Below are 19,053 nucleotides of genomic sequence, written 5' to 3' on the forward strand. Positions count from 1 at the left end.
CACCGTGTCGGGACAGGCAACGCCCGCCATCACCTGCCAGAATGTCTGGCAGGTGTTCGGCGCCAATGCAGACAGCGCTCTGAAGCGGGCGCTGTCTTCCACCGGCTCCGCCGATGAGGCCGCCGCGCTCTTGCGCGCCGAGGGGCTGACGCCTGCGGTGCAGGACGCCACCTTCGAGGTGCAGGAGGGGGAGCTCTTCGTGATCATGGGGCTGAGCGGCTCGGGGAAATCGACGCTGATCCGCTGTATCTCCCAGCTTCTGCCCGGCACCGGCGGCGAAATCCTGATCGAGGGCGAGGATATCCGCGCCGCAAGCCCCAAGCGGCTGATCGAGATGCGCCGCAAGACGCTTGGCATGGTGTTTCAGCATTTCGGCCTGTTCCCCCACATGAGCGTGGCCGAGAACGTTGCCTATCCCCTGCGCGTGCAGGGCATGGGCAAGAAGCAGCGTCTTGCCAAGGCGCAGCAGGTGATCGATCTGGTTGGTCTTGGCGGGCGGGAAAAGAACTTCCCGCGGGAACTGTCCGGCGGGCAGCGGCAACGTGTCGGTATCGCGCGATCCCTGGTGGCGGATTGTTCCGTCTGGTTCCTGGATGAGCCGTTTTCGGCGCTGGATCCCTTGATCCGCCGCCAGCTGCAGGATGAGTTCCTGGATATTCAGGCCAAGCTGAAGACCACCATCGTCTTCATCACCCATGACATCAACGAGGCGCTGAAGCTGGCCGACCGGATTGCCATCATGCGCGATGGCAAGATCGTGCAGATTGGCACGCCCTCGGACATCGTCTTGAACCCGGTCGATGACTACGTGCGCGAATTCTCCAAGGATGTCGCCAAGGGCCAGCACGCGCGCGTGGCTTCGGTCATGCAGGCGGGGAGCGATCTGCCCCATGGGCCGGACGATCCGGGGCTGCGCCGCGACATGACCCTGGATGCGGCGCTGGCGCGTTGCATGGAACTATATGAACCCGTCCCGGTCCGGGACAAGGATGGCGCGCTCTTGGGGGTTGTGAACCCGGCGGATCTTGCCGCCGCCCTGCAGGTGGACCCGGCGGCATGATGCGCCTCAGCAAAGGCAGCATTGCTGCGCTGATCGCGCTGGCGGTGGGCGCCCTGTGCCTGGCGCTGGAGGGCGTGGCGCCCTGGCTGATCGCCTTCCCCAAGGGCTGGGTGCTGCCCGCGACCGAGTGGGTTGGAACGGCGATGGAGGCCGTTCTGGCCCTGATCAAACCCTCGGCGCGGCTGTTCTCAAGCCTCATGGCCTATCCGATGGAGGCGGCAAACTGGATCCTGGGCGCCACGCCCTGGCCCTTGCTGATTGCGGCCACGGTGGCGCTGGCCTGGCGGCTGGGCGGATTGACCATGGCGCTGATGGCGGCTGTGGGGCTTGGGGCGGTGCTCGCCTCGGGCTATTGGCCGCAAAGCATGAATACGCTGGCGCTGGTCTCGGTTTCGGTGCCGCTGGCGCTGCTGATTGGCGGCGCCATCGGGGTTCTGGCCAATGAATACCCACGTGTCCGCGCGCCGGTGCAGGCGCTCTTGGATGTGATGCAGACGGTGCCGACCTTTGCCTATCTTACGCCTTTGCTGGTGCTCTTTGGATTTGGCCCTGTCGTGGGGCTGATTGCCTCGGCGATCTATGCTGCGCCGCCGATGGCGCGCAATGTGTTGCTGGGCCTGCAGCGGATCGAACCGGAAATCAAGGAAGCCGCGATCATGGCGGGCGGCACCCGCACGCAGCAGCTGTTCCAGGTGGAGATCCCCGCTGCCGCCACCCAGATCATGGTGGGCGTCAACCAATGCCTGATGGCGGCCCTGTCCATGGTGATCATCGCGGCCGTCATCGGCGGTTTTGACGATATCGGCTGGGAAGTCCTTTTGACTATGCGCAAGGCGCAGTTCGGCGCCAGCCTTTTGGCCGGCATGGTGATCGTGATCTTCGCCATCCTGATCGACCGGATGAGCGGCACGCTGGCCGATGAGAAACGTCGCAGCTACGACGGACGTGTGTCGCTGGCGATCCTGGGGATCGGCGTGATCGCAAGCCTTGTGTTCTACGGTCAGGTGCAGGATCCGGGTGCCTACGGCCTGTTTCACAGCACGGCAGATCGCGTGGATGCAGGGCTGTCGGCCTTTACCAGTGCCAATGCCGAAGCGCTGACCGCCATCAAGAATGGCGTGATGTTCTACGTGCTTTTGCCGCTTCGGATCGGGTTTGATCAGGCGGTGCTGCCCTTTACCTGGGGTTTTGTCTGGACCTCTGGCATGAGCCTTGCGCTGTTTGGAGTTGCGGCCCTTGTCGGCCTCTATTGCGCCTATCGGGGCAAGCTGACCTTTGGCGTCGTGATCCTGATCGCCGCAGGTATGCTGGAGACCGGGATTTCCCAGCTGCCCTGGCCCTTCGTCCTGGTGGGCGTGGGCGCACTGTCCTATGTGGCGGGCGGTCTGCGTCTGGCGGCGCTGTCGGTCGTACTATTGGCGACGATCCTTCTGTCGGGCCTGTGGGAGCGCGCACTGCTGTCGCTCTATCTTTCGGGCGCCTCGGTCTTTGCCTGCGCGGTGCTGGGTGGCGCCATCGGGCTGGCTTTGGCGGTGTCGCCCATGGTCTGGCGCGTGGTGCGCCCGATCTGCGACATGCTGCAGACGATCCCGCTGTTCGTCTTCCTGATCCCGGTGCTGATGGTCTTTCAGATCGGTGAGTTCTCGGCCTTCCTGGCGATCATGGCCTATGCCATCGTGCCGATGATCCGCTACACCCGCCATGGCCTTACCGAGACCCCGGAGGAGATGATCGAGGCCGCGACCGCCTCTGGCGCGACCGGCTGGCAGATGATGCGCGATGTGCGTGCGCCCTATGCGGCGCCGACCATTCTCTTGGGGCTCAATCAGACCATCCTCTATGCCTTTGCCATGCTGGTGATCGCGGCGCTGATCGGCACCACGGGGCTGGGACAATCGATCTATCTGGCGCTGGGGCAGGCGGATGTGGGGCTTGGCATCTCTGCCGGGGCGGCGATGGCGATTCTCGCCCTGATCGCGGACCGTATCGTGCAGGGCTTTGCCGAGGAACGCCGCAAGGCCCTGGGACTGTAGGTCCATTTGCCCGCAACACGATTGCCGCGCCGCATGATCTGCGGCGTGGCAAATGCGCCTCTGGCTTGGTTCAAAAAAGAGCGCTAGGGTCTCTTTCGCGGAACCGAACAAGAGGGAAGAGAGACGCTGATGAGCCTCGCCTATGTCATGACAACCGAACGCGGCGCCACCGACCGGCTGCTGACGGCCCTTGCAGAACGGCTGCAGGCGCGGGGCCTGCGGCTGGCGGGAATCGTGCAGACCAATACGGAATGCTACGATGACAAGCTTTGCGACATGGATGTGCGGGTTCTGCCGGGCGATGAGGTGATCCGAATCTCCCAATCCCTGGGCCCCGAGGCGCGCGGTTGCCGGTTGAACCCCGGCGCCCTTGAGCAGGCGGTGGGGCTGGTGAGCAAGTCTTTGGCGGAGGCCGCCGCGCCACAGGTTCTGCTGGTCAACAAGTTCGGCAAGCACGAGGCCGACGGGCGCGGCATGCGCCCCGTGATCGGTGAGGCGCTGGCCATGGGCATTCCGGTTGTGTCCGGTGTGAATCGGATGAACGTGGAGGCCTTCAAGGACTTTTCCGGCGGCATGGCCGAGGCGGCCGAGGCCGATCTGGATGCGCTGGAAGTCTGGGTGATGCAAGCCGTCGAGGCCACTGCGGACTAGGCTTCAGTCTCTGATATGATAATAATTTCAAAGAGATGGCCCGGCATTGCGTCCGGGTTTTTCTTGCTTGTCGGGCCGTGTTCAAGAAATCTCAAGCTGCCGGATGGCGGCGGCCACCATCATCCCGTAACCTGTCAGTCATCTGAACAAAGAGAGGAAAGATGGTGGGCGACCCTGGAATCGAACCAGGCGTGCGTCTCCGCGAGGGAGTTACAGTCCCCTGCCACACCTTGCGGCCTGTCGCCCACTGTCAGGTGAGTGTTGCACCTGACGTGGAGGCGTGATTACTAGCGCCACAAACGGGCGTCAACAGGAAAATACCAAGTTTTCCGCGCTGGCCAGAAATTCCTTTTGCAGGAGAGATCCATGTCCAAGAAACCCACCAAGAAACCCCAGTGGGTGATCGAAAAGGAACAGGCCAAGAAGGCGGGCGTGAGCGAAACCGTCTGGCTGTTCGGCCTGCATGCGGTGCGCGATGCGCTGATGAACCCGGCCCGGGAAAAACTGCGCCTGATCGTGACGCTCAATGCGAAAAACAAGCTGGAAGAGGCCATCGCGGAAGCGGGGATCGAACCCGAGGTGGTGGATCCGCGCCGTTTCAAGGCGCCGATTGATCCCGGTTCGGTACACCAGGGGGCGGCGCTGGAGGTGAAACCGCTGAACTGGGGCAGCCTTGCGGAAAACTGCATCGGTGCCGAGGTGCCGCGTGTCTTGCTGCTGGACCGGGTGACCGACCCGCACAACGTCGGCGCCATCCTGCGCTCGGCCGAGGTTCTGGGCGCCAGTGCGGTGATCGGCACCCGCCATCATTCCGCACCCGAAACCGGCGCCCTGGCCAAGACCGCCAGCGGCGCGCTGGAGCGGCAACCCTACCTGCGTATGCGCAACCTCGCCGACACCATCGTGGAACTGCAGAACATGGGCTTTCTGGTGCTGGGGCTTGACGGTGAGGCCGAGCAGACCATCGAGCAGGTGCTGAAGGGGCGCAAGGACATGCCGGTGGCTCTGGTGCTGGGCGCCGAGGGGCCCGGTCTGCGGCAGAAGACCAAGGAAACCGTGGATTTCCTGGTGAAAATCGACTTTGGCGGCGGATTTGGCTCGCTCAACGTCTCAAATGCGGCGGCCATCGCCCTATATGCATCAAAGGAGCGATCCTGAGCGCATAGGAGGCAAGCATCGTACATTCGAGCATTCCGGGCGGAAAGATCATCAGCTGCTGCTATTGCGGCGTGCAGTCGGCCTTTATCTCGGGCGGCCGGGGCGGCGGCGTGTCGGCCCTGGTCTGCGGCACCTGCGGGGCGCCGCTGTCGGCACAAAAGGCCCGCCCCCTGACCCCGGGCCAGGGGGCAAAGGCGCCCGCAGGGGTATCCGGGGCCGCGCCCCGTCCGAAGGTCTCTCATCAGCCGGTTCCCGACAAGCCACTGCGCAAGCCGGTGAAGGCAAAGAAACCCAAGAAACGCAAAAGCCTGTTTCAAAAGATGATGTCCGAAGCCTTTGACGTGATCGAGGATATCTTCGACTGATCTCCTGCCGATTTTTGGGGCCGGGCCGCAACGGGGCTGTCACCGCGAGGGACGTCGCGCCGCCTTTGCGATCACAACTGCGTCACATATCTTTGCAGCGCGATATGTCTGGGGCAGACTGTCGCTGTCCTGACCCCTGTTGTGGAGTGCGCCACTTGATCCTGCGTCCCCTGGTTTTACGCCTGTGCCTTCTGCTTGCTGGCCTTGTCTCATGGCTGGAGCCGAAACCGGCCATGGCCGACATGATGCTGTTTTCATCCCGCGAAGGGATTGCCATTGGTGGCTTTGACACGGTTGCCTATTTCGAAAGCGGCAATGCGGTGGCCGGAGAGTTGCGATATTCCGTGACCTGGAAAGGGGTTACCTGGAGGTTCGCCTCTGCAAGCAACCAGCTGCGGTTCGAGATGAACCCGCGGGCCTATGCGCCCAGGTTCGGCGGCTACTGCGCCTATGCCATGTCGAAGGGGCGGTTGAGCAGTGGCGATCCGCAGGTCTGGATGATTGTCGATGGGGAGTTGTTCCTGTTGCACAGCGCTGCGGCGCGCGATCTGTGGCGGGCGCGGGCCGGTCAGATGATTGCCGAGGCCCGCGACCATTGGCCCCGGCTGCTGCGACAGTAGCGGATGCCTCTTTAAATCGGCCGTCGCGCCCCCCACATGAAGATCAGGCCTTCGGAGTGGAACAACCGGAGAGCTTTTTCACTGTCCCTCGTTCCATACCTTTCGCCCGGGAACTGTCCCGGGCGTTTTTTTGTTGGGAGCGTGTATGTCATGCCTGGCAGTGTTTCGAGGCGGTGGCGCGGTCGAATTCGGGTTTTCCGCAGGCAGGTTGCGCAGTAGGGTCTGGCCATGACCGACTATAGCGATGACCATCTGCGCAAGATCCTGAAACGCACCCGGACGGTGGCCGTGGTGGGCGTTTCGACGAATCCGGTGCGCCCGAGCTACTATGTGGCGCGTTATCTGAGCCTCAAGGGGTATCGGGTGATCCCGGTCAATCCGGGCCATGCGGGCAAGAGGCTGTTCGGAGAGACCGTGCGCGCCAGCCTGTCGGAGATCGATGTGCCGGTGGATATGGTCGATATCTTCCGCAAGTCCGAAGCGGTGCCTGCGATCGTGGAAGAGGCGCTGGACTTGTTCCCGGACCTGCAGACCATCTGGATGCAGATCGGTGTGCAGCATGCCGAAGCCGCGGCTCAGGCCGAGGTGCGCGGGGTCGATGTGATCCAGAACCGCTGTCCCAAGATCGAATACCAGCGCCTGTTCGGAGAGCTGCGCATGGGTGGTTTTGCCACCGGGATCATTTCCTCGAAACTTTAGGGGCTGCGGGCAGGGGAGGGCTCCCGTCCGTCGCCTTGCAGATCATAGATCGGCAGGCTCCCGTTGGGCCGCGCGCCGCGCTGGCGCGCGGCGGTTCTTGTCGCTGAGAGGCGCTTCAGGGGCAGGTCTGCCCTGAAGCGCCATATCGAGTTTATCTCCGATCAGAACCGCCTCAAGGGTGAACCGCGCGTGCCGCGCGGCCGCAGGCGCGGCCCTTGACCCGGATCAGATCGGGGGGCGGTCTCTATCTCGCGTGGGCGCAGGGCGCCTCTGGCGCGCTGCCGGGCCCAAGGCTGCCAGGAGGTTTCCGGCGGAGCCGGGGCATCCGCAGGCGCGGGAGGGCTTCCTTGCTTGCGCTCCGGGTGTGGGGTCAGCCCTTTGGACGGGCAGCCTTTTCTGCGATGCCGCTGAGGCCCTGACGCTCAGCCAGGACTGCAAGTACATCGTCCAGCGCCACGTCGCGGGCGGCCAGCATCACCAGGAAATGATAGAGCACATCGGCGCCTTCGCTGGCGAGTTTCGCCTTGTCGTCCTTCACCGCCTCGATGATGGCCTCGATGGCTTCCTCGCCGAATTTCTCGGCGCATTTTTCGGGGCCCTTGGACAGGAGTTTCGCGGTCCAGGAGGTGTCGGGATCGGCGCCCTTGCGGGAGAGGATGGTGGCTTCGAGGTCGTGTAAGAGGCGCATCACTTTCCCTTTCAGCTCAACCGCATCGGGATGCCGGCGGCGGCCATGTGCTCCTTGGCCTCCTGGATGGTGTATTCCCCGAAATGGAAGATCGAGGCGGCAAGCACCGCCGAGGCACCGCCTTCGGTGACGCCTTCAACCAGGTGATCGAGCGTGCCGACCCCGCCCGAGGCGATCACTGGAACATCCACGGCATCGGAAATGGCGCGCGTGAGGGGCAGGTTGAAGCCGGATTTGGTGCCGTCCCGGTCCATCGAGGTCAGGAGGATCTCGCCTGCGCCCTTGGCCACCACGGTCCTGGCGAATTCCACCGCGTCGATGCCGGTTTCGCGGCGTCCGCCGTGGGTGAAGATCTCCCATTTGCCCGGCGCGACGGTCTTGGCGTCGATCGCCACCACGATGCACTGGCTGCCGAATTGCGCGGCGGCCTCGGCCACCACGTCGGGGTTGGCGACGGCGGCGGAGTTGAAAGAGACCTTGTCCGCACCCGCCAGCAGCAGTGCACGCACGTCGTCCTTGCTGCGCACGCCGCCGCCCACCGTAAGGGGCACGAAACATTGTTCGGCAGTGCGGCGCACCATGTCGAACATGGTGCCACGGTTTTCATGGGTGGCGTGGATGTCGAGAAAGCAGATCTCGTCAGCGCCGGCTGCATCATAGGCCTTGGCGGCCTCCACCGGATCGCCCGCGTCGCGCAGACCGACGAAGTTCACGCCCTTGACCACGCGGCCATCGGCAACATCGAGACAGGGGATGATGCGGGTTTTCAGCATTAGGTATTGGCCCTTGATCGCGGCAGTGTTGCTCTGTCTTTACTGACCGCGGGGCCCGGATGCAATCGGGGCGGAGTGTCTGGCGATGCGGCGCATCGAATCGCGCACGATCAGCACGTGAAAGGGCATCACTGCCATGAGGTAGAAGCGCCCCAGAAGGTTGTTGCGGTGAACCCAGGTCGCCATGTGGATGCGGCCTGCCTCCTGCATCACGCAGATGCGGAAATCGAGGTGCCGGTCGTTCGTGCCCAGGATCAGTTCCTGGGCGTCTTCATGGACCACAGGAAAGATCGCATCCGCACCCTGGTCAGAGACGTCGGTCTTGAGGCCGAGGGGAGCCACGATACGGTTGCGCAGCTTCAGCAGCGCCTGCCCCCAGTTCGGCAGGGTCAAACCCAGATCGGCAGCGGCGCGGGGCGAAAGGGGACTTTGAACGGCGTATCCGTCGATGAAATCTCCGGGCTGAACCTCCTGCCAAAGGCGAGCGTGTCCGGGCAATGGGGTTTTCGAAATAGCGACCATGGGGCACCTGTCTGATCAATCAATAGGGGCAGTCAACCGCAGTTGGACAGGCAAGACAAAGAGACCCGGTGCCGCAGGGCAACCGGGTCTGATCTGAAAGCCGCTTTGCTTTGGCGCTGTAGGGTCAGTCTTTCAACAGAGCCAGCGCCTCACCCAGGTCGATGGCGCCATCATAAAGCGCGCGGCCCGAGATGGCGCCGTTCAGCGGCGCACCGCAGGATTTCAGCGCGCGCAGGTCATCTAGTGAGGACACCCCGCCCGAAGCGATGACCGGGATCGAGACCGCATTGGCCAGATCCGCTGTCGCCTCCACATTCGGTCCCTTCATGGCGCCATCGCGCATGATGTCGGTGTAGATGATCGCCGCAACGCCTGCGTCCTCGAAGGATTTTGCCAGATCGGTGACCATCACATCGGTTTCCTCGGCCCAGCCTTTGGTGGCGACGCGGCCGTTGCGGGCGTCGATGCCGACGGCGACCTTGCCGGGGAAATCACGTGCGGCCTCGCGCACCAGATCGGGGTTCTCGACCGCCACGGTGCCCAGGATCACGCGCGCCAGCCCCTTGTCGATCCAGTTCTCGATGGTTTTCATGTCGCGGATGCCGCCGCCCAGCTGCGCGGGGACCTTGCACTGTTTCAGGATCTCCTCGACCGGGGCGGCGTTGACCGGCTCGCCTGCAAAGGCACCGTTCAGGTCCACGAGGTGCAGCCATTCACAGCCCGCCGCGACGAACTCCAGCGCCTGGGCGGCGGGGTTGTCGTTGAACACGGTGGTCTTGTCCATGTCCCCGTGCAGAAGGCGCACGGCCTGGCCATCCTTGAGGTCGATTGCGGGGTAAAGGATCATGTCGAGGGTCCTTGTGATCTGTCAGGGGCGGCCCTGAGAAGTGGCAGGGTTTTGCCGGTTCTATGGCAGGCAGGCGCCGGGATTGCAACGCGACCCAAAGTCAACCTTGCCTGAAACGGGGCTGTCGCGCCAAACTGGGATCAAAGAGGGAGGATAGACCATGAAGACATTCACATACGGGGTGGCGATGGCGCTGACACTGGCCACCGGCGCCTGGGCCGATCAGGTTGCGGGCAAGTGGAAAACCCAGGAGGGCGAGGAAGGCGGCTACCTGCACGTGGATATCGCCCCTTGCGGTGCCAGCATCTGCGGCACTATCGCCAAGGCCTATGGCGCCGGGGGCGGGGTGACAGCCGATTATGAACACCTCGGCAAGCGGCTGATCTGGGACATGAAAGCTGACGGCAACGGCAGCTATTCCGGTGGCAAGATCTGGGCGCCGGATGCGGACAAGACCTATAAGTCCAAGATGTCGCTGAATGGCAACCAGCTGGAGGTGAAGGGCTGTGTTGCCGGCGGGTTGATCTGCCGTGGCCAGACCTGGACACGCGTCAACTGATCGGGCGGGGCTGGCTGCTGCACATCAAAGCAGCCCCAGTTGCACCGGGATCGGCACATAGCCGCGGCCAAGGTGGTGGTCCCGCGCGGCCTCGAACAGCTGCAGCGCCTCGCAGTGGTGGCTGAAATAGCTGCGCCGTTCCCGCCCGCCGGGGGCGGCGATCGGCCCCAGGGCCTGGCTGACGCACCAATCGCCAAACAGGGTCTGGCTCAGGCTCAGCACGCAATAGCGATGGCGCCCGCCGTGGTGGTCGAATTTTTCCAGTCTGATCTGCAAGGGGCGCGGCCTGAACGGGTTTCAATGTCACCCCATATGCCCCGAAGCGCGCAGCCTGTCCATTGCCGGACGCATGCATCGGGCCGCGAATACAGGCGGATAGGCCTACCCCCTCGCAAAGAACGAAGGGGTAGGAGAACAGATCCGAGGATCAGAAGATGAAGTCGCTTGCCGACAGGTCGTCCAGGCTGACACCTTTCAGGACGATGACATTCTGCCCGTCGTCGCCAAGGTCGTAGATCACGTTGCCATTGGCTTCGCGGCTTGCGTCCTTGAAGTCCTGCAGGCTGCCTGCCTCATCCATCAGGGCGGAGAGATCCAGCTGATCCACACCGGTTTCGAAATCCCGAATGACATCGCGGCCGAACTCTCCGGCAAAGACGAAGGTGTCGGACCCGGAGCCGCCGAAGATCTTGTCGTTGCCCTTGCCGCCGTTCAGGGCGTCGTCGCCTTCACCGCCGCGCAAGAGATCCTTGCCGCCGCCGCCCAGCAGGGTGTCGTCGCCCTTGCCGCCAGACAGTTTGTCGGCCCCCTTGAAGCCCTTCAGGGTGTCATCGTTGGCATAGCCGGTGAAGACATCCTTGCCCGCCGCGCCTTTGAAGAGAATGTCGTCATCCTTCAGGTGGTTGACCAGCTCGGCCAGATCGGCATTGATGACGGCATAGATCAGATCGCTGCCGGTGACGGCAGGGGAAAACTCGATGGAGTAATCCAGCTGTTCCAGTTCAAGCGCCGTGCCGCCTGCGCCCTCGGTTGCTGTTGCCCCGTATCCGAATTCGACCTGATTGACCGACCCGCTCAGCGTGTGGGTGCTCATGCTGTAGGTGACTTCGTCCCGCATGATATAGGCCTGGGCACTGTCATCGGCGGTTTCGCCAAGTTCCGCTTCGGAGCGGGCATAGTCGCCGGTGACCCCGTTCGAGAAGGCGCCGCGTCCGGCTGCTTCGAAGTTTTCGGTGTAATCCTCAAGATAGGCGCTGAAATCGGTGACCTGGCGGTGCCCGGTTGTAATGGTGATCGTCATGGCATCTCCTGTGCCGGGGATGGCTGTCGCCATGGCAAAAGCTGCCACGGCTCGGTCCCCCGAGTGATTGCATTGCGAAGTGTTGCGAATTGCTGGGTTAGCCTGTGCGCGATGCTTCGCTTGGCACGACGACTGGAAGGCTCTGGTTGGCGTTTCCGATACCTGGCACTGACGTGCTATTTTAACCGATTAAATCTGTCAAGAATGATGGGCGCGGATCCGGCCGTTTTTGCAGGAGCCGATATTGCCGGAATACGATATGCGCGAACGGTTTGGGCCGCCCAAAGGCGGCCCGGTGTCAGGGGTGTTTGCTTGGGCGCCGGGTCCATTGATCCTGAACTCCGGCATGAGGGGGAAGACCTCAGAGCGCGCCGGTGTATTCGCCACGCGCCGGGTAGTCGTTGGCGATGGCAAAATCCAGCGCCGAGACCAGTTCCGAGAAATGCGGCCGCACGAAAGGCATGGTCTGCACCGATCCGTAGTAAAGCGTCTGCTCGGGCGTCACCATGAACAGGCCGGGCTCGGAAAACAGCGCCGGTTCCTCGATGCCAATGGAGGTCTTGCCGCGCGAGGTGGAGATATAGAGCCCCCAGTCCTTGGCCAGTTGCAGGGGCAGGTCATAGGCAAAGCGCAGGCCCTTGGCCTCGACCTTTTCGGCGATCTCGCGGGTGCGCTCTTCTCCGTCCGAACTGATGGCGATGGTGCCGACACCGCGTTCTGCGAAATCGGCAGTCTTCTTTTCCAGCTCTTTCAGGTAGTTGGCGCAGATCGGGCAATGCAGGCCGCGGTAAAAGCAGATCACGGTGCCGCGGCTGCTGGTCTCGGTGGCCAGATCGAAGGTGCCCCCGCCCAACAGGGGCAGGGAAAGGTTCGGGGTTTTCTGACGTGGCATCAGCATGAAAGGTCTCCTTCGATTGACAGCGGGCGGTGTGCCCGTGAGTGGTGGTGCGCTCTCTATGAACCAATTTCATGCTTGATAATTCCGAATAATCTGACATTTATTCCGAAACTTCCGGTTGGAGGAGCGGGAATGGACAGATTGTCGAGCCTGATGGCGCGCTTTCGCATGGCGGTGGATCTGGCAGAGCCCGAGACTGCCACTCTGCTTGCCTATGGCGATGGGGCGGCGGGGTTGTCGCATCTTGTCTTTCACCCCGGCACCCCGGCCGCGCCGCCCGCGCCGCAGGCCTGCCTTGCCTTGCGGGTGGAGTGGGCGGGGGCCCATAATCCGCTGGTGGCTGCGCTGCCGGACCGGGTGGAGGTACAGCTTGACCAGGCGCCGGAGCTGCGGGCGGTCCTCGATCTGATCCGGCAGGAGGTGGAGCTGCGCCGCTGCGGGGCGCAAAGCATCCTGGCGGGCCTTGGCCAGGCGGCCATGGTGCGGCTGCTGCGCCATCTGATCGAGGTCGGCACGACGCAGCCGGGGCTGCTGGCTGGCTTGTCGGATCTGCGTCTGGCCCGCGCGATCGTGGCGATGCATGATCATCCGGGTCGGGTCTGGACCATGCAGGATCTGGCCTCCGAGGCCGGTCTGTCGCCGTCGCGGTTTTCGGAACTGTTTGCGCTGCAGCTGGGCGAAACGCCGATCAGCTATCTGCGCCGCTGGCGGCTGACCCTGGCGCGGCAGGATCTTCTGCGCGGCGACCGGGTCGAGGCGGTGGCGCGGCGCTATGCCTACGAGACGCCCGAAGGATTTACCCGCGCCTTTCGTCGTGCCTATGGCTGTGCGCCGGTCAGCTTGCGCAAAGGCGCTGCCTGACCCGGCACTCGGATCAGGGTTTCCAGGTCAGGAAGTTGCCGATCATCCGTAGGCCAACGTGCTGGCTTTTCTCCGGGTGGAACTGCATGCCCAGCATGGTGCCCTTGCCGATGACCGCAGTGACATCGCCGCCGTAGTCCACATGCGCCAGCCGTTCTGCCGGATCGCTGACGCGGAAATGATAGGAGTGCACGAAATAGCAGTGATCGCCCGAGGAGATCCCCGCAAACACCGGGTGATCATGATCGATCACCAGATCGTTCCAGCCCATATGCGGCACCTTCAGGGCAGGATCCTGTGGCGTGATCTTCACAACATCGCCGCCGACCCAATCAAGACCTGGCGTGTCCTCATATTCATGGCCCGTGGTGGCCATCAGCTGCATGCCGACGCAGATGCCAAGGAAGGGGCGGCCCTTGTCCTCAACCGCGTGGACCATGGCATCATAGATGCCCTTGTGACCGCGCAGCTCGGCCGCGCAGGCGGGAAAGGCGCCATCGCCGGGCAGCACCAGCCGGTCGGCACGGGCCACCACATCGGCGTCGGAGGTCACTACCACCTCGCCTGCGTCGACTTCCTGCGCCATGCGTTGAAAGGCTTTTTCGGCAGAGTGGAGATTGCCGCTTTCGTAGTCGATGATCGCCGTCAGCATTGCCGGGGTCCTTCCTGTCTTGCCCGTTGTGAAGTGGCCAATAATGGCTGCGGGGTCAAGGGGCGGATGCGGGGTGCAACGCGCCCAGCAAGGCAATCACCTGCGCGAATGGCCCTTCGTCGATGGGCGGGGGCGGGCTGCCGAACTCTCCGGCCAGATACAATAGGGTGAAGCCGTGGATCAGCGACCAGATCTGGGTTTCCACGACCAGCCGATCCTGTCCGGGGGCCACAAAGGGCGCCGCCACCGCGCGCAGGGTCAGATAGGCGTCGGCCTTTTCCTTGCCACCGCCATGCACAAGCCCCGCCAGCCCCTGATCGCCAAAGATCACCGCCAGAATGCCCGGGTGATCCAGCCCGAATTGCAGATAGCCCCGGCACAGCGACCTGAGCCGCCCCTTGGGGTCCTGCGGGCCGCTGTCACAGGCCCCCTGCAGGTAGGAGGAGAACAGGTGAAAGCCCTCTTCGGCGATGGCCTGCTTCAGCCCCGCCAGACCGTCGAAGTGATGCGCGGGGGCCGCATGGGAGACCCCGGCCCGGGCTGCGCATTTGCGCAAGGAGAGCGCATTGATCCCGCCTTCCTCCAATAGATCGATACCCGCCTTGATCAGCGCAGGTTTGAGGTCGCCGTGGTGATGGCGGCTCTTCAGGGGTCCTTTGGTCATGGCAGCTTTATCACCGGAGATCTTGACGCCGTCAAGTTGTGGCCTATGTTGGATGGACTTGACAGTGTAAAGATTTACCCGACCAATGGTGCAAGGAGAGAGAAGATGCCGACCAAAACAAGGATCAAGGACTATCCGAAATGGGTCGTCACTGCGATGTGGGTCTCGGCGCTGCTGATCGCGGTCGGATCCTATCGCTTCCTGATTGCCGATATCGCCCTGGTGATGCCCGCGATGCTGCATCACGCGCTGGAGCGGCCCTTGATGTTCTACCTGCACATTGGGCTTGCGCCGATTGCGCTGGCGCTCTTGCCGCTGCAATTCTCGAACGGTCTGCGAAAGGCGCGCCCGGCGGTGCACCGCTGGCTGGGGCGCCTCTATGGCGCTGCGATTCTTCTGGCGGGGGTGAGTGGCCTGTGGCTGGCCTATACAACCGAAGAGGGGCCGGTGGCCGCGGTTGGCCTGGGGCTGTTGTCGGTTTTCTGGCTTTGGACCACGGGGGTGGCGATCCGGCACGCCATGGCCCGCCGGATCGCGCAGCACCGGGTCTGGATGATCCGCTCCGCCGCGCTGACGCTGGCTGCCGTGACCCTGCGGATCTACCTGCCGATCGGAGCGGTCACGGTGGGGTTCGAGGCCAGCTATCCGATCATCTGCTGGCTGGCCTGGGTGCCCAATCTGGTGCTGGCCGAATGGATCCTGCGCCGGGGCCGTGGCGCGCCGATGGGCGCCACGGCATAAGGCCGCGTCAGAGCGCGCCCTTGGTCGAGGGGATCGCATCGCCTTTGCGCGGATCGGTCTCGACCGCGTCGCGCAGGGCGCGGGCGACGGCCTTGAAGGTCGCCTCGGCGATGTGGTGGCTGTTGAAGCCGTGGATCTGGTCGATATGCAGGGTGATGCCGCCATGGGTGCTGAGTGCCTGGAAGAACTCGCGCACCAATTCGGTGTCGAAGGTGCCGATCTTGGGCGTCGGCAGGGTCACGTTCCAGATCAGGAAGGGGCGCGCCGACAGGTCCAGCGCGCAGCGCACCTGGGCATCATCCATCGGCAGGTGGCATTCGCCATAGCGGCGGATGCCCTTCTTGTCGCCCAGGGCCTTGACCAAAGCCTGACCCAGCGCGATGCCGGTGTCCTCGACCGTGTGGTGATCGTCGATGTGATAGTCACCCTTGGCGCGGATGGTCATGTCGATCAGCGAGTGCCGCGCCAGCTGGTCCAGCATGTGATCGAAAAAGCCGACACCGGTCTGGTTGTCGTAAGCCCCGGTGCCATCAAGGTTGATCTCCACCGAAATCTCGGTCTCGGCGGTGGAACGGGTGATCTGAGCGGTGCGCATCGGCGGGCCATCCTTCGTCAAGCTGCCCAAGTGCCATGTGGTGCCTTTGGGCCGGTGCTGCGCTTATAGGGCTGTCAGGCCATGGCACTCAAGAGCGCGCAGGACGAAACTCCGGCATCTGTTGCATCCACATGTGTGGGATTGCGCCTGCCTGCGCGCTGTGCCAGCTTTGCGGCCAAATCGTTCTTCCGGAAAACCCAATAAAGGGACGCCCATGTCGACCTGCGTTTTCATCCAGATCCGCTGCAAACCCGGCACCACCTACAAGGTCGCCGAGGAGATCGCGCTGCGGGAAATCCACTCCGAGCTTTACTCCACCAGCGGCGAATACGATCTGTTGATGAAGCTCTACATCCCCAAAGGCGAGGATGTCGGTAAATACATCAACGACCACCTGCTGGTGATCCCCAATATCGAGCGCTCGCTCACCACGATGACCTACAAGGTGTTCTGATCGAACACGGATGGGGTCGGACCTGTGCCAGACCCCATCCCGGTCTTTTTACTTCAGAAAATGAACAGGGTGCTTGAGAGACCTGCTAGGTCGGCGTTCTCAAGAATGATGGTCGTATTTGCGTATTCCACATGGGTGTCGCTGCCGACCTGGGTCAGGGTAAGATCCGAGAAATCCGTGACCGAGCGATGCTGGATCTGGATCTGATCCTGTCGGATGTTCAGGTTCTCAATCGTGTCGGTGCCCAGGCGCCCGCCTTTGAAGACAAAGACGTCCTCGCCCACACTGCCATGCAGCCGGTCATCGCCCTTGCCGCCTTCCAGGGTGTCGTTGCCACGACCGCCCCGCAGGAAGTCGTTTCCTGAACCGCCCTTGAGGCTGTCATTGCCATTGCCGCCGGTCAGCGTGTCGTGGCCCTTTCCGCCCCAGAGCCTGTCATTGCCAAGGCGGCCATCAATGTCGTCGTTGCCCGCAAAGCCGTTGAACTTGTCCCGCAGGTCGCCGCCAAGGAATTCGTCGCTGCCGCTGAAGACCTGTTCCAGCAGGCGTACATTGTCGCGATTTCCCGATGTTGCCGAGACACGGTAGAAATCGGCGGCATCGATGTTCAGCCCGGTCGCTATGGTGGTGAAATCGGTGCCCGCCTCCCTGACGCTGGTGATGGTTCCCGAGCTGGGCGTGGCAAGCGTGGTGCCGAACAGGGTCACATCGGTAAATGTGAGATTGGTGCCCGAATAGACATCTGGCGCCGGGTCCGGGGTGCTGGGCAGGCCGGGAATGGCCGGAAGCTGAGGCCGGTTCAAGGTAAACCCGGTTGCAGATGTATCGGTGACCTCGGCGCCCAAGCGAAATTGAAAGGACAGCCAGCCAATGCCGCTACCGGCCTGATCTGTAACTTGGCGACCATCGACAACATAACGTACCATTAGCGAACTCCAAATGACTGATCCCCGACACAGGGCGGGGCGAAGAAATGTAAATCACCTGCAGGATGGAGTTCTTCCCGAAACACGAAAGGGGAAAACCGTCCCCGGTTTTCCCCGCTGTTCAAGAGCGCAAGCGGTATCAGTCGATCAGGCGGCGATCAGCCCCTGGTCCTTCAGCCGCTCATAGGCGGTATCGATCGAGGCCTTCAGCCGCTTCAGCATCTCGTCCACTTCGGCCTTGGTGATGATCAGCGGCGGACACAGCGCAACGGCATTGCCCGCAACCGCGCGCAGGATCAGGCCGTTTTCCTCGCACAGCTTCTGCGCCACGGCGCCCGCGGCGCCTTTTTCAAAGCTGGCGCCGGTGGTCTTGTTCGAGACCAGTTCCAGCGCGGCGATCAGACCCTTGCCGCGCACTTCACCTACCAGCGGGTGATCGGTGAAAATCGCGCGCAATTGGTCCTGCATGTGCTCACCCACCTCGGCGGCATGGCCAAAGAGGTTGTCGCGCTCGTAGATTTCCAGCGTCTTCAGGGCGGCGGCGCAGGCGGCGGGGTGGCCGGAATAGGTATAGCCGTGACCAAAGACGCCGACCTCGTTCGAAGGGGCGACCATTTCCTTGTACATCCAGCCGGGAATGACGCTGGCCGAGATCGGGAAATAGGCCGAGGACAGCTGTTTGGCAAAGGTCATCAGATCCGGTTTGATGCCCATGGTGGTGCAGCCGAAATCATTGCCGGTGCGGCCGAAACCGGTGATCACCTCATCTGCCCAGACCAGGATGCCATGCTTGCGCAGCACCGCCTGCAGCTTCTCGTAATAGCCTTCGGGGGGCACGATCACGCCCGAGGCACCGGTGATCGGCTCCACGATCATCGCGGCGATGGTATCGGGGTCTTCGGCGATGATCTGCTGTTCCAGGTTGTCGATGATGCGGTCCACGAATTGCGCTTCGGTCTCGTTGCCCTTGCGGCCCGTGTAGTAATGCGGCGCATCCGATCGCAGGATATGCAGCGCCTCCACCGGCGCGTCGAAATGCGCCAGGTTCGCGGGCAGGGAGGTCAGAGAGCCTGCTGCCACGGTCACCCCGTGATAGCCGCGCTCACGGGTGATGATCTTGCGCTTTTCAGGCTTGCCGATGGCGTTGAAGTAGTAGCGCAGCATCTTGTAGTGGGTGTCATTGGCGTCCGAGCCGGAGTTGCCGAAGAAGAAGTAGGCATCCTCGACCGGGACCATGGCCTTCAGCTTATCCGCCAGTTGCTGGATCGGCTCATGGGTCTTGCCGCCGAAGGTGTGCGAGAACGAGAGCTTGGTCAGCTGCTCCGTAATGGCCTCGATCACCTCCGCGTTGCCATAGCCCAGCGAGGTGCACCACAGGCCCGCCAATCCTTCGATATATTCCTTGCCGTCCTTGTCGTAGACATAGATCCCCTTGGCATGGTCCAGGCACAGCTGTTCCGTCGCGGTGAGGTTGGTGGTGGGATAGATGACAGGGGCCATGGCTGAACTCCTTTGAGAAAGAAACGCAAGGGCGGGCGCGGGTCGGAAAGACTGGCGATATGCCGCTGGCGCAAGCATTGGCCCGATTTCGCTGCGGCGTCAAAAGGAATTTGATCAAAAGGCGGAAGGCGGGTGCTGTACCCTTGAAAACACAAAGGCCGCCCCAAGGGACGGCCTTTTGTTTCGAATGGAGCGGGCGAGGCGATTCGAACGCCCGACCCTAACCTTGGCAAGGTTATGCTCTACCCCTGAGCTACGCCCGCGCTGCCATTCGGTGGGCGGTGAATAGGAAATCCGCCCGCAGCCTGCAAGCGGAAAATGTCGCTCTGCTGTGAATTTGTTTTGCCATTCCGAAGGGGGCGAAAGGGGGCAAACAAAAAGGCCGCCCTAGAAGGCGGCCCTTTGTTTCGAATGGAGCGGGCGAGGCGATTCGAACGCCCGACCCTAACCTTGGCAAGGTTATGCTCTACCCCTGAGCTACGCCCGC

At 62.8% G+C, this 19,053-nt stretch carries 23 protein-coding genes and 3 tRNA genes; 11 read left to right on the forward strand and 15 right to left on the reverse strand.

Features of this window, described 5'->3' with window-relative positions; translation table 11 throughout:
• Nucleotides 1-4 precede the first annotated feature (4 nt).
• The 3 genes from PXK01_RS18525 (at nt 5) to PXK01_RS18535 (ending at nt 3,744) form a co-directional block, all read left to right on the forward strand.
• On the forward strand, nt 5-1,060 hold the full coding sequence (locus PXK01_RS18525) for a quaternary amine ABC transporter ATP-binding protein (RefSeq protein ID WP_274848471.1): 1,056 nt from the start codon (nt 5-7) through the stop codon (nt 1,058-1,060).
• The gene (locus tag PXK01_RS18530) at nt 1,057-3,093 is read left to right on the forward strand and encodes an ABC transporter permease (RefSeq protein WP_274861232.1); all 2,037 of its coding nucleotides are present in this window, start codon (nt 1,057-1,059) and stop codon (nt 3,091-3,093) included. The genes PXK01_RS18525 and PXK01_RS18530 overlap by 4 nt, the downstream gene beginning before the upstream one ends.
• A gap of 129 nt (nt 3,094-3,222) precedes the next feature.
• Nucleotides 3,223-3,744 (forward strand): DUF2478 domain-containing protein, encoded by a 522-nt coding sequence (locus PXK01_RS18535; protein ID WP_274861233.1) that lies wholly within the window; start codon nt 3,223-3,225, stop codon nt 3,742-3,744.
• 162 nt (nt 3,745-3,906) lie between these two features.
• On the opposite strand, the gene PXK01_RS18540 is transcribed toward PXK01_RS18535, so the two are convergent.
• Nucleotides 3,907-3,990 (reverse strand) — tRNA-Tyr (locus PXK01_RS18540).
• Between the two features lie 120 nt (nt 3,991-4,110).
• On the opposite strand from PXK01_RS18540, the gene rlmB reads away from it, so the two are divergent.
• The 4 genes from rlmB to PXK01_RS18560 all read left to right on the forward strand — a co-directional run bounded on the left by rlmB (nt 4,111) and on the right by PXK01_RS18560 (nt 6,586).
• Entirely contained in the window at nt 4,111-4,902 is a 792-nt protein-coding gene (gene rlmB, locus PXK01_RS18545; RefSeq protein WP_274861234.1) for a 23S rRNA (guanosine(2251)-2'-O)-methyltransferase RlmB, read from the forward strand.
• 71 nt (nt 4,903-4,973) lie between these two features.
• Nucleotides 4,974-5,267: a hypothetical protein gene (locus PXK01_RS18550; protein ID WP_274848331.1), complete on the forward strand. Its 294-nt coding sequence runs from the start codon at nt 4,974-4,976 to the stop codon at nt 5,265-5,267.
• A 146-nt stretch (nt 5,268-5,413) separates the two neighbouring features.
• Nucleotides 5,414-5,887 carry a YHS domain-containing (seleno)protein gene (locus PXK01_RS18555; protein WP_274861235.1) on the forward strand — a complete coding sequence of 158 codons (474 nt, stop codon included), beginning with the start codon at nt 5,414-5,416 and terminating at the stop codon, nt 5,885-5,887.
• Nucleotides 5,888-6,115: 228 nt separating this feature from the next.
• The gene (locus PXK01_RS18560; RefSeq protein WP_274861236.1) at nt 6,116-6,586 is read left to right on the forward strand and encodes a CoA-binding protein; all 471 of its coding nucleotides are present in this window, start codon (nt 6,116-6,118) and stop codon (nt 6,584-6,586) included.
• Between the two features lie 370 nt (nt 6,587-6,956).
• Here PXK01_RS18560 and PXK01_RS18565 read toward each other — a convergent pair whose 3' ends face one another.
• The 4 genes from PXK01_RS18565 to hisA form a co-directional block, all read right to left on the reverse strand.
• A complete protein-coding gene (locus tag PXK01_RS18565) occupies nt 6,957-7,274 on the reverse strand; it encodes a phosphoribosyl-ATP diphosphatase (protein ID WP_274861237.1) in 318 nt (105 codons plus the stop codon).
• A gap of 11 nt (nt 7,275-7,285) precedes the next feature.
• Nucleotides 7,286-8,047 (reverse strand): imidazole glycerol phosphate synthase subunit HisF, encoded by a 762-nt coding sequence (gene hisF, locus PXK01_RS18570; protein ID WP_274861239.1) that lies wholly within the window; start codon nt 8,045-8,047, stop codon nt 7,286-7,288.
• A gap of 39 nt (nt 8,048-8,086) precedes the next feature.
• Nucleotides 8,087-8,569: a DUF2867 domain-containing protein gene (locus tag PXK01_RS18575; RefSeq protein WP_274861241.1), complete on the reverse strand. Its 483-nt coding sequence runs from the start codon at nt 8,567-8,569 to the stop codon at nt 8,087-8,089.
• Nucleotides 8,570-8,693: 124 nt separating this feature from the next.
• Nucleotides 8,694-9,416, reverse strand: coding sequence for a 1-(5-phosphoribosyl)-5-[(5-phosphoribosylamino)methylideneamino]imidazole-4-carboxamide isomerase (gene hisA / locus PXK01_RS18580; protein ID WP_274861242.1), 723 nt, complete (start codon nt 9,414-9,416; stop codon nt 8,694-8,696).
• A gap of 160 nt (nt 9,417-9,576) precedes the next feature.
• Between hisA and PXK01_RS18585 the strand changes: the two genes are divergently transcribed.
• Nucleotides 9,577-9,975: a DUF2147 domain-containing protein gene (locus PXK01_RS18585; protein ID WP_274848321.1), complete on the forward strand. Its 399-nt coding sequence runs from the start codon at nt 9,577-9,579 to the stop codon at nt 9,973-9,975.
• Nucleotides 9,976-9,999: 24 nt separating this feature from the next.
• Here the strand turns inward: PXK01_RS18585 and PXK01_RS18590 are convergent, their stop codons facing one another.
• The 3 genes from PXK01_RS18590 to PXK01_RS18600 form a co-directional block, all read right to left on the reverse strand.
• Nucleotides 10,000-10,251 (reverse strand): WGR domain-containing protein, encoded by a 252-nt coding sequence (locus PXK01_RS18590; RefSeq protein WP_274861244.1) that lies wholly within the window; start codon nt 10,249-10,251, stop codon nt 10,000-10,002.
• 151 nt (nt 10,252-10,402) lie between these two features.
• Nucleotides 10,403-11,275: a calcium-binding protein gene (locus tag PXK01_RS18595; RefSeq protein ID WP_274848319.1), complete on the reverse strand. Its 873-nt coding sequence runs from the start codon at nt 11,273-11,275 to the stop codon at nt 10,403-10,405.
• A 361-nt stretch (nt 11,276-11,636) separates the two neighbouring features.
• Nucleotides 11,637-12,173: a peroxiredoxin-like family protein gene (locus PXK01_RS18600; protein WP_274861246.1), complete on the reverse strand. Its 537-nt coding sequence runs from the start codon at nt 12,171-12,173 to the stop codon at nt 11,637-11,639.
• A 132-nt stretch (nt 12,174-12,305) separates the two neighbouring features.
• Between PXK01_RS18600 and PXK01_RS18605 the strand changes: the two genes are divergently transcribed.
• On the forward strand, nt 12,306-13,034 hold the full coding sequence (locus PXK01_RS18605; protein ID WP_274861247.1) for a helix-turn-helix transcriptional regulator: 729 nt from the start codon (nt 12,306-12,308) through the stop codon (nt 13,032-13,034).
• Nucleotides 13,035-13,047: 13 nt separating this feature from the next.
• On the opposite strand, the gene hisH is transcribed toward PXK01_RS18605, so the two are convergent.
• Entirely contained in the window at nt 13,048-13,686 is a 639-nt protein-coding gene (gene hisH / locus PXK01_RS18610; RefSeq protein WP_274861248.1) for an imidazole glycerol phosphate synthase subunit HisH, read from the reverse strand.
• A gap of 55 nt (nt 13,687-13,741) precedes the next feature.
• Nucleotides 13,742-14,350 carry a TetR/AcrR family transcriptional regulator gene (locus PXK01_RS18615; RefSeq protein WP_274861249.1) on the reverse strand — a complete coding sequence of 203 codons (609 nt, stop codon included), beginning with the start codon at nt 14,348-14,350 and terminating at the stop codon, nt 13,742-13,744.
• A gap of 105 nt (nt 14,351-14,455) precedes the next feature.
• On the opposite strand from PXK01_RS18615, the gene PXK01_RS18620 reads away from it, so the two are divergent.
• A complete protein-coding gene (locus PXK01_RS18620) occupies nt 14,456-15,091 on the forward strand; it encodes a DUF2306 domain-containing protein (protein ID WP_274861250.1) in 636 nt (211 codons plus the stop codon).
• Nucleotides 15,092-15,098: 7 nt separating this feature from the next.
• Here the strand turns inward: PXK01_RS18620 and hisB are convergent, their stop codons facing one another.
• A complete protein-coding gene (gene hisB / locus PXK01_RS18625) occupies nt 15,099-15,686 on the reverse strand; it encodes an imidazoleglycerol-phosphate dehydratase HisB (RefSeq protein ID WP_274848313.1) in 588 nt (195 codons plus the stop codon).
• Between the two features lie 214 nt (nt 15,687-15,900).
• On the opposite strand from hisB, the gene PXK01_RS18630 reads away from it, so the two are divergent.
• Complete coding sequence (locus tag PXK01_RS18630) at nt 15,901-16,140, forward strand: Lrp/AsnC family transcriptional regulator (protein ID WP_274848312.1); 240 nt, start codon at nt 15,901-15,903, stop codon at nt 16,138-16,140.
• Between the two features lie 53 nt (nt 16,141-16,193).
• On the opposite strand, the gene PXK01_RS18635 is transcribed toward PXK01_RS18630, so the two are convergent.
• From PXK01_RS18635 to PXK01_RS18650, 4 genes are all read right to left on the reverse strand, one after another.
• Nucleotides 16,194-17,066, reverse strand: a complete 873-nt coding sequence (locus PXK01_RS18635; protein WP_274861251.1) for a calcium-binding protein — start codon at nt 17,064-17,066, stop codon at nt 16,194-16,196.
• 147 nt (nt 17,067-17,213) lie between these two features.
• Entirely contained in the window at nt 17,214-18,566 is a 1,353-nt protein-coding gene (locus PXK01_RS18640; RefSeq protein WP_274861252.1) for an aminotransferase, read from the reverse strand.
• A 188-nt stretch (nt 18,567-18,754) separates the two neighbouring features.
• Nucleotides 18,755-18,829 (reverse strand) — tRNA-Gly (locus PXK01_RS18645).
• Between the two features lie 149 nt (nt 18,830-18,978).
• Nucleotides 18,979-19,053 (reverse strand) — tRNA-Gly (locus PXK01_RS18650).

It is taken from the genome of Phaeobacter sp. PT47_59 (assembly GCF_028890025.1).
In the GTDB taxonomy this organism is placed as follows: domain Bacteria; phylum Pseudomonadota; class Alphaproteobacteria; order Rhodobacterales; family Rhodobacteraceae; genus Phycobacter.